This is a genomic window from Gemmata sp. SH-PL17 (assembly GCF_001610855.1).
GTDB classification, from domain to species: Bacteria; Planctomycetota; Planctomycetia; order Gemmatales; family Gemmataceae; genus Gemmata; species Gemmata massiliana.
On sequence record NZ_CP011271.1, the window covers coordinates 4,649,566 to 4,663,033 of the forward strand.

Annotated in this window: 16 protein-coding genes; 9 read left to right on the plus strand and 7 right to left on the minus strand. The window is 61.8% G+C overall.

Going from position 1 to position 13,468, the window contains the following annotated elements:
- Nucleotides 1-6: 6 nt before the first annotated feature.
- The 3 genes from VT84_RS19220 to VT84_RS19230 all read right to left on the minus strand — a co-directional run bounded on the left by VT84_RS19220 (nucleotide 7) and on the right by VT84_RS19230 (nucleotide 2,430).
- Nucleotides 7-675, minus strand: a complete 669-nt coding sequence (locus tag VT84_RS19220) for a hypothetical protein (protein ID WP_052554619.1) — start codon at nucleotides 673-675, stop codon at nucleotides 7-9.
- Nucleotides 676-678: 3 nt separating this feature from the next.
- Nucleotides 679-1,515 (minus strand): hypothetical protein, encoded by an 837-nt coding sequence (locus tag VT84_RS19225; RefSeq protein WP_052554622.1) that lies wholly within the window; start codon nucleotides 1,513-1,515, stop codon nucleotides 679-681.
- A 165-nt stretch (nucleotides 1,516-1,680) separates the two neighbouring features.
- Nucleotides 1,681-2,430 carry a thioester domain-containing protein gene (locus tag VT84_RS19230; RefSeq protein WP_082840652.1) on the minus strand — a complete coding sequence of 250 codons (750 nt, stop codon included), beginning with the start codon at nucleotides 2,428-2,430 and terminating at the stop codon, nucleotides 1,681-1,683.
- Between the two features lie 338 nt (nucleotides 2,431-2,768).
- Between VT84_RS19230 and VT84_RS19235 the strand changes: the two genes are divergently transcribed.
- Nucleotides 2,769-3,113: a hypothetical protein gene (locus VT84_RS19235; protein ID WP_082840653.1), complete on the plus strand. Its 345-nt coding sequence runs from the start codon at nucleotides 2,769-2,771 to the stop codon at nucleotides 3,111-3,113.
- Between the two features lie 81 nt (nucleotides 3,114-3,194).
- The gene (locus VT84_RS19240; RefSeq protein ID WP_082840654.1) at nucleotides 3,195-4,622 is read left to right on the plus strand and encodes a cation:proton antiporter; all 1,428 of its coding nucleotides are present in this window, start codon (nucleotides 3,195-3,197) and stop codon (nucleotides 4,620-4,622) included.
- A gap of 26 nt (nucleotides 4,623-4,648) precedes the next feature.
- Here VT84_RS19240 and VT84_RS19245 read toward each other — a convergent pair whose 3' ends face one another.
- The gene (locus tag VT84_RS19245) at nucleotides 4,649-5,203 is read right to left on the minus strand and encodes a hypothetical protein (protein ID WP_082840655.1); all 555 of its coding nucleotides are present in this window, start codon (nucleotides 5,201-5,203) and stop codon (nucleotides 4,649-4,651) included.
- Between the two features lie 233 nt (nucleotides 5,204-5,436).
- Here VT84_RS19245 and VT84_RS19250 point away from each other — a divergent pair, with 233 nt between their 5' ends.
- Nucleotides 5,437-6,021, plus strand: coding sequence for a TIGR00730 family Rossman fold protein (locus tag VT84_RS19250; RefSeq protein WP_204249607.1), 585 nt, complete (start codon nucleotides 5,437-5,439; stop codon nucleotides 6,019-6,021).
- A 40-nt stretch (nucleotides 6,022-6,061) separates the two neighbouring features.
- Here the strand turns inward: VT84_RS19250 and VT84_RS19255 are convergent, their stop codons facing one another.
- Nucleotides 6,062-7,054 carry a C-terminal binding protein gene (locus tag VT84_RS19255; RefSeq protein ID WP_082840657.1) on the minus strand — a complete coding sequence of 331 codons (993 nt, stop codon included), beginning with the start codon at nucleotides 7,052-7,054 and terminating at the stop codon, nucleotides 6,062-6,064.
- 124 nt (nucleotides 7,055-7,178) lie between these two features.
- Between VT84_RS19255 and nusB the strand changes: the two genes are divergently transcribed.
- The 6 genes from nusB (at nucleotide 7,179) to VT84_RS38685 (ending at nucleotide 10,795) form a co-directional block, all read left to right on the plus strand.
- On the plus strand, nucleotides 7,179-7,607 hold the full coding sequence (gene nusB, locus VT84_RS19260) for a transcription antitermination factor NusB (RefSeq protein WP_082840658.1): 429 nt from the start codon (nucleotides 7,179-7,181) through the stop codon (nucleotides 7,605-7,607).
- A 44-nt stretch (nucleotides 7,608-7,651) separates the two neighbouring features.
- Nucleotides 7,652-8,536 (plus strand): PHP domain-containing protein, encoded by an 885-nt coding sequence (locus VT84_RS19265; protein WP_162271771.1) that lies wholly within the window; start codon nucleotides 7,652-7,654, stop codon nucleotides 8,534-8,536.
- A gap of 187 nt (nucleotides 8,537-8,723) precedes the next feature.
- On the plus strand, nucleotides 8,724-9,320 hold the full coding sequence (locus VT84_RS19270) for a hypothetical protein (RefSeq protein WP_052554643.1): 597 nt from the start codon (nucleotides 8,724-8,726) through the stop codon (nucleotides 9,318-9,320).
- A gap of 135 nt (nucleotides 9,321-9,455) precedes the next feature.
- Entirely contained in the window at nucleotides 9,456-9,818 is a 363-nt protein-coding gene (locus VT84_RS19275) for a hypothetical protein (RefSeq protein ID WP_052554647.1), read from the plus strand.
- A 195-nt stretch (nucleotides 9,819-10,013) separates the two neighbouring features.
- Complete coding sequence (locus VT84_RS19280; RefSeq protein ID WP_052554650.1) at nucleotides 10,014-10,424, plus strand: FHA domain-containing protein; 411 nt, start codon at nucleotides 10,014-10,016, stop codon at nucleotides 10,422-10,424.
- Between the two features lie 194 nt (nucleotides 10,425-10,618).
- Nucleotides 10,619-10,795, plus strand: a complete 177-nt coding sequence (locus tag VT84_RS38685) for a hypothetical protein (RefSeq protein WP_157469633.1) — start codon at nucleotides 10,619-10,621, stop codon at nucleotides 10,793-10,795.
- A gap of 21 nt (nucleotides 10,796-10,816) precedes the next feature.
- Here VT84_RS38685 and VT84_RS19285 read toward each other — a convergent pair whose 3' ends face one another.
- On the minus strand, nucleotides 10,817-11,707 hold the full coding sequence (locus VT84_RS19285; protein ID WP_082840659.1) for an alpha/beta fold hydrolase: 891 nt from the start codon (nucleotides 11,705-11,707) through the stop codon (nucleotides 10,817-10,819).
- A gap of 252 nt (nucleotides 11,708-11,959) precedes the next feature.
- Nucleotides 11,960-13,132, minus strand: coding sequence for a dipeptide epimerase (locus VT84_RS19290; RefSeq protein WP_082840660.1), 1,173 nt, complete (start codon nucleotides 13,130-13,132; stop codon nucleotides 11,960-11,962).
- Nucleotides 13,133-13,468 lie beyond the last annotated feature (336 nt).

The window sequence follows — 13,468 nt, forward strand, 5'->3', positions numbered from 1 at the left end:
TGTGAACTACCTCAACGCGCGCCATATCGATTCAAGCACGACCACGTAAGCATTCCCCCATGCTCCGTCACGGAAAAACGTGGGAGTCAATTCCGGTTGCCCGATGAACGGGCGCATCACCCACCCCATCTGAATCCCCACGAACGCATACACAACGAGCCAGCCCCACAGCATTACGCGGTGCAACGGGTCGCGCGCAATAAGCGGAGCATACCGCCTGCGCAACACCCATTGCGCGGACGCACTCGCGACTGCAAACATGAGCGCGTTGAAGACTAAGGCTTCGTTGTAATCGGTCGTGGACGCATACCAGAGCGCTGTGTAAGGGGCGAGACTCGCGAGCACGATCGCCACCGCGGACTGAGTGACCACGACCGCGCGAACGGCTTCCGCGAAGTCGTTACGCAAACCGAGCAACGAATTGAGAACGAAGAAGCTCGGCATCGCAAGCGCCGCCGTCACCGCAATTAGCAGCGGCACCTTCACCGCGGAAAAAATAATCTGTAACGACCGATCGGATCCGAAGCCACCGAAACACCCCATCACCGCACCGTAAGCGGCGCCACCGATCACAACGATCGCCAAACCGGTCCCCGCGCCCTCGTGTACGTGCGAGCGTCTGTGGAGGGTGGCACTGCGTAGCAACCGGTCCACGAATCGGAGTAAGTGTGTCATGGGTCAGGCGCCGAGAAGTGTTCGCAGAGCCTTCGTGACCCCCTCCAAAAACGATCCGTCGCGCGGTCGGAACCAAGTGAAACCAGCGCTCGGTGAACCGATGAAGGGGCGCAACACCCAACTCATCTGCGTACCAACAATGGCGAACACAACGAGCCACCCACGAAACACGGCTCGTACCTTCGGGTCCGGTTGCGGCTCCTCCGGGCGCGAAACGGGAACCGCACGCGCCCTGCGCTCGGCCCGAACGGGGCGCTCGCTCTCAGTCGTCTCCTCTGGTGTCGCCACCGATGAAGACCCGCCGGACTCGTGTGGCGGAATTTCGACAAACGCCGCCGGCGCTGAGAGCGTGAGTCGATCCACCGTGCGTAAGAGGAATATGATCGCGAACCCCGCGGCGAGTGCGAACACGGTCACGTTCAGGAGCACGATAAACGGGTAACTTGTAGTAGTCACAGAGAAAAACGCAACGATCGGACCGAACGCGGCCAACACTGCCACGAGCACCCCTAGCGCGCTGGCCATGAGTTTGGCGAGATCTGACATCCCCAAACGCGAGCCAACTAGCGCGTTAAACACGTGTAGCGACGGAAACGTGACAACGAGCGTGAGCAGAAATAGGAGCGGCACCTTCACTGCGTCTGCAACGATGAACCGGACTTCTGGTTCCGCGCGCCCGAACACACCGAAGAACCCCATACACGCGCCGTACACCGCAGCGAGCAGTACGTTCACGGACACGAGTGGTAGAAGCGGAATTTCTAATATCGCCTGCCCCGGCCCAGGTACTCGCATCGCGTCGCCGCGCAGAATACGGTCCAGTTCACGGAATCCTCGCATCACGCCTCCTCACTTCATTGGCGTCCAACTCCTCCAGATAACTTTACGATGCAAAGTATTCGTATTTATTCCGTCCCCACGCAGATTTTCTTCGGAATACAAAAATGCGCGAGGCCCGCACGATTTTCGTGCGGGCCTCGCGGGTTCGGGTCTAGTTGTCTCTACTCAGACGGTGTTTGTGGTACGACGTAGCTTGAGCCGTGAGCGTCCCATAAAGACCATGCCTCCGATACCCGCGAGGAGTGCTGCGGGTGGAGCGGGTACCGACTTGGGTCGAACGGCGAGTTGATCCTGACCGGGCGTTTGGTCCTTCGCGCCCGGAGCCGGGGCGATTAGCGCGACCAGTTCATAATCCGAGTTGTTGTACTTATCCAATCCGCCCGCCAGACCGTTGAGCATCTCATTGGCGCGCGTCGCGGCTGTACTGGCAGTCTGGAAATTACCGGAACTGACCGTCTTCGTCGCGTCAGTCTCGTGAACCAGTTCCCACAGCGCGAGTTGAAACGCCTTCGACTCGTTGTCGCCCTTGAATGAAGGGTCAGTCCAAGCGGAGTTGTAGAAGTTTCCGTAAAGAGCGCGGATCGCGTTGGCCTTATCTGCGCTGCCGATGGTAGGGGCGTCTTCTGGGGCATAAACCCCGAAAACGTAAGTCCCACCCACAACAATTGTGCCGGTCAGTTCGATGCAAAAAGTTGCGATCGGTGACGAGAAGTTCGAGTTCGGCGGATCGTTCTTGTCCGACCAAGAGTACGGTCCTGGAGCTACATTGGAAATGGGCGTGCCACCCAAATTCACACTGACTGTGCTCGAGACTGTGTGGTCGAGTTGGAGAGTAATCAGTTCAGCGGACGCGCGGGGCGACAGAAACAGGAACCCGGCAACCGCGCCGACCGCCACAAGTAGGCGGAGTTTCATGGGCGTCTCGAAGGAGGGAATGCGGGAGTGACCGGTTTGCGGCAAAAGGGCCGCTTTAAATGGTAACTCCGGACCGCGGGGCGCCAGGATTTATCCGACGCACCTTTTTTATTTCTACCCTCTCTCTCCATCCGAGTAAACCGCAGAATAGGCACAGGCGGACTCAAAATGCGAACGATTCCTGGGCAAATGGGGCAACTGTAGTGATTGGTTGACAAGGGCCGGCGCAAAGTTAACACACGCTGCCGATTTCGCTCTCCCGCACGCGATGAGTTCGGTTCGACCGGTGCGAGTCCGGCCGATATACTGATGGGCGAACACGTTCCGCGAGACCCTCCATGTCCGCGATTACCCGGCAGATGCTCCGCGACTACCTGAACGACGCGCTCCCCGACGCGGAACTTGCCTCGGTCGAGAAGGCACTGCGCGAGTCCGCGGAGTTACGAGCGATTTACCACGAGGTCATCGAACAAGAGGATCGCGGCGAGCACACGGTCGGTGCGATCTGGCGGCGCGAGCGCGTGAGTTGCCCCACACGCGATCAGCTCGGTGGCTACGTGCTCGGTGCGGGTGACCCAGACCTCATTGATTACGTCGACTTCCACCTCAAAACGATCGGCTGCCCGTACTGCCAGGCAAACCTCGACGACCTACGCAAAGCCAGTAAACCTGGGAAAAAGTGACTACCTGCGTGTGAGCACCCACCGATAGTTCCCGTCCCTGAATACCCGCCTCCGCACTCCGCAGACGGAACACCTCTCGAAATGAGCACGCCGTTCGCAACAATCGAAACCGTCGAATCGCTCATCAAACTGGACGTCGAGCAATTACTGCTGCCGGTACTCATCCAGTTAGTCGTGATTATTGCCGCAGCACGAACTTTCGGTGCGCTGGCACGGCGAGTCGGTCAGCCGAGCGTGGTCGGCGAGATCGTTGCTGGCCTTTTGCTCGGCCCGTCCCTACTCGGGTGGCTGTACCCGGAAATCTTTGCCAGTCTCTTTCGCCCGACGCTCGGCGAAGTGCCACAACCTCTCGCGGACGCGGTGCTTCCCAAGATCTTCACCGTGATTGCACAGTTCGGACTGATCTTCCTCCTATTTCTGGTGGGGTTGGAGTTCGAGTTCGAGCACGTTCGCTCGCACGGGCGCGCCGCGGTGCTGATCTCGATTGCCGGCATCGCGGTGCCGTTCGCACTGGGCGCGGGACTGGCGCAACTCGTTCACCCGCACCTGGAACCACACCCCAAAGCCGGGCCAGTATCGCTTCTCGGACTCACACTCTTCCTCGGGATCGCGCTTTCCATCACCGCGATCCCGGTTCTCGGTCGGATCATGATGGAACTGCACATCACGCGCACGCGGCTCGGTGCGATCACCATCACGGCAGCGGCTGTGGACGACGCGATCGGCTGGATTCTGCTCGCGAGCGTCGCGGCAGTGGTGAAAACTAATTTCGACCCGCTGGAAACGCTCCGGATGGCCGGGTTGACAGTCGGTTTCGCGCTCATCATGTGGTTCGTCGTGCGCCCGGTGCTCGTGCGGTACTTCGCGTTTTCCTTGCGCGAGAACCGCGGACGGCTCAGCGCGACGGGCCTTGCTGTGCTACTCGTCTGCGTGTTGCTCGCGTCCGTGGCAACGAACCTGATCGGCATCTTCGCGGTGTTTGGCGCGTTTCTGCTCGGTGCCGTGCTGTCAGACCAGGCCGAACTCCGGCACGCCGCGCACGCGAAGTTGCTCGACATCGTCACGTCGTTCTTCGTGCCGGTGTTCTTCACCTACACCGGACTGCGTACCGACGTCACGGCGCTACACGGCACTGCGATGTGGATCATTTGTGGCGCAGTAACAATCGCAGCGATGGCGGGGAAGCTGGCCGGGTGCGGGTTAGCGGCCCGGCTGAGTGGGTTCAGTTGGAAAGAATCCGGGATCATCGGCGCAATGATGAACGCCCGCGGGCTGATGGCACTGATCGCCATCAACCTCGGTTATGAACTGGGAGTGGTACCGCGCAGCCTATTCTGTGTGCTCGTCATCATGGCGCTGGTGACAACCATTCTCACAACGCCGCTACTGCTCTGGCTCCGAAAAGGAACAGAGATCGAGGAACCGATCGCACGCAGCGGGTTCTTGGGCGCGAATTTCACCGCAGTGACCACAGAGGATGCGGAGAAGACACAGAGCGCGGTCGGTTAGTCCCCGCGCTCACAGAATGGAATTGCCTACTTCTTCTCGGGTGCCTTAAACGTGACCGGGCGCAGTCCGGGAATGGTGAATTGCTTCACCTCGCCCACGAACGGTTCACCGAGGGCCTCGTTCCATTTCTTCTTCTGCTCGGCACTGAGCAACTTGAGCGCGGCCTCTTCGCTCTTTTTCGCAAGCGCCTCCTCACCGGGCACGGGACCGTTGCCCACGAGCGGGTTCGCCCGGACCAGTTTCTGCCAACCAGCGAAGTAGTCGGCGTCGATCTTCTTCGCCTGTTTCAGTTGATCGGCAGTCAGCCCGATTTCTTTCGCAAACGCTGGGTTTGCGGCGAGTGCGCGCATACCACCCGTAAATTCGAGAACCTGCCACACGATTTGACGGTGCCGCTTTTGCTGTTCGGCCTTAAGGACGGCGGTCACCGTTTCGTCGGCCCACTTCGTGAGTTTAGCAGTGTAAGTTTTCACTTGCGTCGGCTTCAGCGCGCCGAGATCCGTGACAGATTTCTTGAGATCGGCTTCAGCCCCGTCAAACGCGGCCAGTTGCTCTTTGCTGAGTTTCAATTCCTTCTGCACGTCCGGTGATTTGGTGATGTAAAACGGCCAGTGGAATTCGGAATCGGCCGTGAGCCCGAACCCGACAGCATCGGACGTTTGGGCGGTGGGGTCTTCGGCTGCGCGGTCGGCGCGATGAGGGCGAACACGAGTACGGCGGTCATGTGTCCTCCTTTCGGCACGCTCCTCCCCGGTAGCGATAAGAAGAACGCAACCGGAGCAATTTCGTTAACACGAAAATCAGGTATTCTCCCGTGAAAAGTGTTTGTGTGTTTTGCGGTTCGTCCCCCGGTAACAACCCCGTCTACGCGGACACGGCCCGCGAACTCGGGCGCGCCCTCGCTGCTCAAGGTCTGACTCTGGTGTACGGCGGCGGGCGCGTGGGGCTGATGGGTGAAGTCGCGAGTGCGGCACTGGTGGCTGGGGGCGCTGTCGTGGGTGTGATTCCCCACTCCTTAGCACTAAAAGAAATAGCCCAGGAAGACTGCACGGAACTGGTTGTGGTGAACACGATGCACGAGCGGAAGGCACTCATGGCCGACCGCACGGACGCATTCGTTGCGCTCCCCGGCGGTTACGGCACCTGCGACGAACTGTTCGAGATCCTCACCTGGGGACAACTCGGCATCCACCGCAAACCGGTCGCGATCCTCAACACGAACGGGTTCTTCACGCCGCTACTCACGTGGCTCGACCACGTTGTGACGGAAGGCTTACTCAAGCCGAAGCACCGCGCCCTTCTCCTCGTCGCAGACACGGTACCGGAGTTACTCACGAAACTGACTTCGTGGATACCGGCGGAACCTACGACGAAGTGGGTCGAACCCGAGGAACGGTAACAGCGTACCGCCCCGGGTCCGGAGGACTCAATACCCAACCTCAGTTCACAATGTTCCGCAGTGGTTCGCCGAGTAGCGCCCGGCGGCACGCTTGGGCGCCCTTCACGCGCATGTCGAGCAGCCCCTCCTCCGAGTAAAACGCGGAGTGCGGGTTGAGAATGACGCGGTCGTAGCACGGATCAGCGGGGTCGCGCCACGCCACCAGTAAGGGGTGATCTGCAGGCGGCGGTTCGACGGGGAGCACGTCGATGGCCGCCCCCTGGAGCTTACCGGACCGAATCGCGGCCGGAATTGCGGTCGCGTCCACAGTGGCGCCGCGTGCCGTGTTCACCAAGTACGAACCGTCCGGCATGAGTCCGATGCCGCGTGCGTCCACGATGTGCCGGGTCTCTTCGGTCAGCGGGCAGTGAACGCTGAGCACGAACGACTGGCGGAACAGGTCGTCGAGTTTCTCCACGTGGCGAATCCCGTTGGCCTTATCGTAACCGTCTTGTTTGTGCGGGTCGTAGAACGCAACGTCCATCCCGAGCGCCTTCGCGCGGAGCGCTGCGGCAGTTCCGATGCGCCCGAGACCGATCACCCCGAAGACGCGCCCGCGGAGGCGCACCAGCGGCGTCCCCTGCATGTAGCTCCAGTCGCCGGATTTGCGCTGGAGGCGGTTGTTGAAGAAGTTGATCCCGCGCGTAAGCGTGAGCATCATGCCGATGGCCGAATCCGCGACCTCTTCCGTGCCGTAGTCGGGCACGTTCGCGACCGGAATGCCCTTCGTGCGGGCCAACCGATGGTCCACGTTATCGAACCCGACCCCGCACCGCACGATCAGCTTGCAGTTCTGCAACCGCGTGATCGTTTCCTTCGTAATGGCGATGTTGTGGTACAGCATCACCGCGTCGGCGCTCTCGATGTGGCCGATCATATCGGCCTCGGAGGTCGCGTTCAGGGCAACGACGTCGGCCATGTCGCCCAACAACTCGTGCTCGGGTTTGAGCGCATCGGCCAAGAAATCCGCAACAACGACACGGAAACGGGGCATGTGGGGTACTCGAAACGGGGAGACTTTTCGGAGTGAGACCGGCGGATGAGTGCGTTCTATATCCGCGCGCGGCAGAAAGCTACTAGCATGATGGGTGTACCCCGGTTACCGAGATGATCCCAATATGGCCCGACGCTCCCGCGCCCGCGAAGTGGCTCTGCAGCTCCTATTCCAGTGGGACCAGAACCCGACCCCCGTTCCGCGCAAGGCGATCAAGACGTTCGTCCGCGATCGCTTGCTCGCCGACGCCGAGATGGAGGCGTATACCCTCAAGCTCGTCGACGGCGTCGTCGCGCGCAAAGAGGAAATCGACGAGAACCTGAAAGCCGCCGCGACCAACTGGCGCCTGTCGCGCATGACGCCCGTGGACCGGAACGTGCTCCGGTTGGGCACCTACGAGCTCCTCTTCGATGCCACCCAACCGCCGCTGGAAGTGGTCATCAATGAGGCCATCGAACTCGCGCGGCGGTTCGGTTCCGAAGATTCCCCTGCGTTCGTGAACGGCGTACTTGACCGCGTAGGGGCGATGAAAAAGGAAAAAGGGAAGGCGTAAAGCCGCGCCTTTCGGTGCCGTTTTCTCTTGTTCGCGCGGTTCTCGTGCCCAAACACTCTCCCTTCACTCTCGTTTGCAGCCGGCTCGCGCAACTTGACGCCCCGGCACGGGCGGACCTGCACGTTCACACGACCGCGAGCGACGGGGAATATACCGCGTCGCAGGTCGTCGCACTCGCTCGACAGGCGGGGCTGCGGGCCGTCGCGGTCACCGACCACGACACCCTCGCGTCCGTCGCCGAAGCGCAGGCGGCTGCCGGTACCGCGATCGACTTCGTGCCGGGAGTGGAGATCAGCACCACGTTCGCGGGGCGCGAGTTCCACCTGCTCGGTTATTTCGTGCGCACCGATTGCGCCGAACTCAATGCCGCACTCGCCAACGTGTGTGAATCGCGCCGCGAGCGATTCCGCGAACTCGTCGCTCTCCTGCGCGAGTCGGGCGTCAAAATTCAGGCGGACCGCGCGGGACTGCTGGAGGAATCCACCGCGAGTCTCGGTCGGCGCCACGCCGCACGTTTGGTCGTCGCGAGCGGGGTCGCGAAAACTCGCACGGAAGCGTTTCACCGGTTCGTGAACCCGCTCATTCGGAAAACTCGACCCAAAACGCTCGTTCCGCTCGAAGATGCGATCGCCCTCATTCACGCGGCTGGTGGCGTCGCGTCGCTGGCCCACCCTCCCCCACACCTCACCGACGATCACTTCGACGCGCTGCGAAAGTTCGGTCTGGACGCGCTCGAAGTCGTGTACCCGTGGGGCCGCAACTCGCCCGTATCGCGCTTGCGCGAGGTCGCGGCACGGTTCGGGTTCGCGATTAGCGGTGGGAGCGATTGTCACGGCCCGGACCCCGCACACCGGCGCATCGGATCGCACGCGATCACGTTTGAGGAATTGTCCGTGCTCCGCGACCGCGCGGGATGCGCCGTTCGTTAAAGTGCGCCCCGTTCTGCGTGCGGTTCCAGTTTTTTGCATCACGCGCCCGGCTGAGCGATTCCGGCTGATCATTTCGGACCACATTCGTTGGCACAAGGGGCGTTTCGGGGGCACGTTACCGGTGCCCGCAGCACGGACGGGGACGGGCCTCGGCCCGCCGCGGGCAGCACCGCAAGGATTCGCGCCGATGAGACGCCTTTCGATTGCCGCCGTTCTGGCGGTGCCCTTCCTGTTGCTAGCCACACCGGACAAAGCCTCGGCGAACCCGACGCACTACGGGTTCGGGTGCGGCGACTTCTGCCTCGGGTTGTTCAAGGGCATTCACCAGAACGGGCCACTGTTCAACTACGGCCCGTACTACGGCTATTACCCGTTCAAGCCGTATGGCCCCTGGGACGAGTACTTGCGCTACGACCCGAACTTCTACGGCACCCCAGGTGCGGGCGGGGCATACGGCTGGGCGCACGGCGGCGGGCACTCGCGCGGGCTGTTCCACAAATCCTCGTGCTCGTCGTGCGGCTTCTGGCACGCTTCGTGGCTGCAAGGCGGCTGGTTCCGTGGGCACACCTGGACCCACAACAGCGGGTCACTGTTCCACAGCCACAAGCCGTCGTGCTCGTCGTGCGGCGGGGTCGCGGTCGCAACGCCCGCTCAACCGACCGGCGACGTGTTCGCCCGCTACTCGGGCGTCGGTTCACCGGCACAGTCCGCGGTCTTCTACTCCGCGACGCCGACGCTGAACCCGGTTCTGGACCTCGTGCCGACCGCCGGCCAAACGAAGTGACTCCCCCGGGCGCACCGGACGTGCGCCCGGTCGTCCGACGAGGCGACCTCGCGGTCGCCCCCGGACTGGTTCGACCCTCGCTCGTTGCGCTCTGATTCTCGGAGCGCGACGAAGACTCAAGGAAAGGATCCCGAGATGAAACTGTTCCGCTCGTTCGTTATTGCCGCGGCCGTCGGTCTGGCGCTGAGCGCCACCGCGGACCACGCTCTCGCCGGCGGCCCCAAGGGGTGCTCCAACTGCGGCGGCATCGGCGCTGGTGGCCCGCCGCGGACGCTGTTCGGCGGCATCGGCCATAAGCAACCGGCGTTCCAGGCCGCACCGTGGTACCTGTACTGGCCCTACGACGGGCACTTCATGACGCCGGCCCCTGTGAACGGCGCGTTCTACGGCCCCCCGGTCACCGGTAACTTCCCCGTGAACCCGTACTTCCCGGGCGGCGGCCCGGGCTACCAAGCCCCCGCGATCCCGCAACAAATGCCGTCCCCGCACGGCCGCTAAGTTCAGACCAGATCACACATTTCCGCCGCTCGCATCGGATGTCCGGTTCGAGCGGCGGTTCTCGTTTGGCCGAGTACGAGGAAGGACGTTGGCGCTGGCATCTTAGCCGGAACCAGTTACGATGGATTTACGTCATAAGGGCGTTCGCCTTCTATTTACCTTCAGAATCTATTCCAATCTCGGCGAGGTACGGTTATGGCAGAGAGCCAACTCGGGGAACTCGTTCCGGTAGGCGGCGGCGACGCGATCCCGCTCGTCAACGACGTGATGACCATCGGCCGGCGCGAATCGTGCGACATCTGCTTACGGTTCCAGAACATCTCCGGGTCACACTGCGAACTGTCCCTGCGCGACGGTATGTGGTACCTGCGCGACCTAAATAGCACCAACGGTGTAAAGGTAAACGGCGAGCGCACCCTTCGGCGCAAACTGCGCCCCGGGGACGAAATCGACATCGCCAAACACAAGTACATCATTCAATACCAAGTCGGCCCCGGTGTGAAGCTCGAAGAAATCTTCGAGGAAGAGGACAACGTGTTCGGGCAGTCCCTCATGGAAAAAGCCGGGCTCGAAAAGCCGAAAGATGCGGCCCACAAGCGCAAATAACACCTCATCCGCACCGTACTCGCGCCCGCCCCCAATTGGGGGCGGGCGCTTTTGTTTCCGCTGTGCGAATCCCACTACCCTCTCGACAAGCCGCAACCCTATGCGGTACACTTCACACACCTTTCGCGCCGCGGCACCGCACAAACCTTCTCATTCCGGCGGTCGCGGCCTCTCCAAAACGGTGAGGTTCGCCAATGAACCACAGCACGAAGAAGCAGCACCACGAACAGGCCCGTAAGAAGCACAAGCACGAGATCCAGGAACACGCACGCGAAGCGTCCCGGCGCGGCCGGTCCAAACTTCCAATCGCGCTCCTCGCGAGTGGGCTGATCGTCCTTTTGGTGGTAGTGCTGGTCGTCTCGCTAATGTAAATGCCGTCACAGGAACGAGCACTACAACTGCTTCTCCACCCAGCGCACTACATCGGCGAGCCAGGGATGATCCTCGCGCTCAAACTCCAGTGTGTGGTGCGCGCCGGGGTACGTAATCGTTTCGGTCGGTCCCGGGAATTGCGCCACGAAGTTCGCGGTTTGCAAGTTATCGATAATTCGATCGCGTTCCGCGAGAGCGAGGAGCGTCGGTACAGTAACGCGCTTCGCCGCTCGCTTCAGGTAGATATCGAGTGAAAAGCTGCTAAACAGAAAGCGCGCGGTCGCGAGCCGAAGACCGTGCGGTTCCGTGTCAATGTAGTGTCGCCATTCCGGGGACGCGGTGAACAGGTCCGGCTCGTTCAACGGAATGGGGAAGAACTTCCACGGGCGGAACACTCGTGCGACCGCAATCCGTGCCCGTTGCGGCATCGGTGGCGTGACCTTCGGCACTAATCCGGGGCACAGCAAAACCAGCCCGTCAACCAGCCCCGGTTTGCGGTACGGTAATCCAACGGCCAGTTTCCCACCCCACGAAATGCCGCAGACAAATACCGGCAGCCACCCGCGCGTCTCGCGGAGGCGCTGAACGAACTCCGCCACGTCGTCGATCAACCGCCGGAAGCTCGGCGAATCCCCGCGGTGAGCTGTGTTCAGCCCGGACCCGCGCCGGTCCAAAAAGTAGACATCGAACCCGGCTTCTGCGAGCGCTTGACACGACCGCGTGTACCACCCGCCGTGACTGCGGATGCCATGAACGACCACGATCCGCGCCCGCGGCGTACCCCCCGGCGCGAAGTGCCGGAAGTAGAAGGAATAGCCGTCCGAGGCGGGGAAGAGGCCGAGTGTTGGGGGGGAACCTACCCCCCTCGCTTCTTGTGAGGGGGGCCCCCCTGCGGGTTCCCCCTGCAACACCCTCCTGTCAGGGAAGGGGGAGAAAGAACTGTCGGCTGACGTATTCTCAACCCCAACGACTGTGCGCGCCAGCTCCCCCTTCCCTTCAGGGAGGGGGGCGGGGGGGTAGGTTGTGGCTGTAACCCCTCCCCAACCCCTCCCCCAAAGGGAGAGGGGCTTAAAACTGGCGGTTGCGATGCACCAATTTCTGCGGTTGACTCTGTTCCCCCTTCCTTCTTAGGGAAGGGGGTTAGGGGGTTAGGTTGCCTTTGCTCACCCAAGCAGCGTCTCCTTGCGCTTGGTGACCCAATCGAGCCGGGCCGGGTCGAGCGCGAACCCGAGTCCGCTGCCGATCAGCGCGGGTGCCCACCCGGTGCGCTGGAACGTGAGGTCATCGACCGCGAGCGACTCCCACACCAAGTGCCGGTCGTAACTGCCTTCCAGGTAGCGAATGTCGGCCACGCTCGCCGCGAAGTGCCGACCCGCCGCACTGAGAATCGCCGTCTCACCGACCTGGCACCCGAGTTGGTAACCGAGGTTGTGCTGCTTCGCGTACTGCGCGAGGCGCAAACTGGGAATGAACCCGCCGCACTTCGAGAGCCGCAGGTTGAACAGGTCGCACCACCCGCCGCGTGCCGCGCGCTCGGCGTCCACCATGCCGCAAAGCGATTCATCGAGCATGATCGGCGTCTTCACTTGCTTGCGCACGTCCGCGAGACACGCGACGTCCTCGTGGCGTACTGGCTGTTCGACGCTCGTGATGCCGAACGGCTCCAGTTCGCGGATACGGTCAGCAACGTCGGTCGGCGCCCAGGCTTCGTTCGCGTCGATGCGCAAATCGATCTTGCGGCCCAGCCAGCGGCGCATCGTCTTCGTCCGCTTCACATCGTCCTGGCCTTCGATCCCGACCTTCAGTTTGACCTGCTTGAACCCCGCGAGCCGGTACACGAGCGGGTAGAGCCGTTTCTTCCAGCCACGCGGGTTCCCGATGACGCCGCTGTACTGCACGCGATCGCGGAACTTGTAGAGTTCTGGGGCCACGAGTTCTGCGACTCGCGTGAGTGGTTCGCCGAAAGCCCGGCCGAACGCATCAAGTACCGCCAGTTCCAGCGCACAGCGGGCCGCATTGCCGAGAATCCCGCGATCGTCGCTCGCTTGCGACGCGAGTTTGAGTCGCTCCGCGAGGTGAACCGCCTGAACGAAGTTCTCGGCGTCGGTGTCGAGTTGCTTCGCCACATCCGAGCGCTTGAGCAGGTCGAACGAGAAATCGATCGTCTCACCGGTTACGTAGTCGCGCGGGACGCCCTCCCCGTAGCCGACGCTGCCGTCGCTGAGCTTACACCGCACAACGACGTTATCCGTCTCCGTGCGAACATGACTCGCGTGCGTGACTTTCCGCCGCAACGCGACGCGAACGTGCCGGACCTCAAGTTCAACAACGCGCATCGGTAGTTTCGTCTCGGGAAGATCGGGAGCGGATGTTGTATCCGCCCATCCGAACTCGGCGAATCACCCGGCACCCTTCCCCGACACGAATTCGACTCCGGTGGCGGCGGCTAACATTTGCTAACATTCCGGGACCGTACCAACGCAGTTAATTCGCCACAAAATCTATCAATCAAACAGTTTACACAAACATCAACGATCGCACCCTGTTATCATTTGTCTCCAACCGACCGGCACTACAATTGAACAAATGGATACAAGTAAACAAATAATATCAGAGGCGACCGAGGGCTACAATGGAATTTCTCCCTAAAATCGCGCCCAAGCCGCTCCGCA

Coding starts and splice junctions, on each gene's coding strand:
- VT84_RS19235 (WP_082840653.1), top strand. CDS start 2,769: ATGTCCGCGATTACCCGGCAGATGCTCCGCGACTACCTGAACGACGCG.
- nusB (WP_082840658.1), top strand. CDS start 7,179: ATGGCCCGACGCTCCCGCGCCCGCGAAGTGGCTCTGCAGCTCCTATTC.
- VT84_RS38685 (WP_157469633.1), top strand. CDS start 10,619: ATGAACCACAGCACGAAGAAGCAGCACCACGAACAGGCCCGTAAGAAG.
- VT84_RS19290 (WP_082840660.1), bottom strand. CDS start 13,132: ATGCGCGTTGTTGAACTTGAGGTCCGGCACGTTCGCGTCGCGTTGCGG.
- VT84_RS19230 (WP_082840652.1), bottom strand. CDS start 2,430: ATGAAACTCCGCCTACTTGTGGCGGTCGGCGCGGTTGCCGGGTTCCTG.
- VT84_RS19220 (WP_052554619.1), bottom strand. CDS start 675: ATGACACACTTACTCCGATTCGTGGACCGGTTGCTACGCAGTGCCACC.
- VT84_RS19225 (WP_052554622.1), bottom strand. CDS start 1,515: ATGCGAGGATTCCGTGAACTGGACCGTATTCTGCGCGGCGACGCGATG.
- VT84_RS19280 (WP_052554650.1), top strand. CDS start 10,014: ATGGCAGAGAGCCAACTCGGGGAACTCGTTCCGGTAGGCGGCGGCGAC.
- VT84_RS19255 (WP_082840657.1), bottom strand. CDS start 7,054: ATGCCCCGTTTCCGTGTCGTTGTTGCGGATTTCTTGGCCGATGCGCTC.
- VT84_RS19270 (WP_052554643.1), top strand. CDS start 8,724: ATGAGACGCCTTTCGATTGCCGCCGTTCTGGCGGTGCCCTTCCTGTTG.
- VT84_RS19240 (WP_082840654.1), top strand. CDS start 3,195: ATGAGCACGCCGTTCGCAACAATCGAAACCGTCGAATCGCTCATCAAA.
- VT84_RS19275 (WP_052554647.1), top strand. CDS start 9,456: ATGAAACTGTTCCGCTCGTTCGTTATTGCCGCGGCCGTCGGTCTGGCG.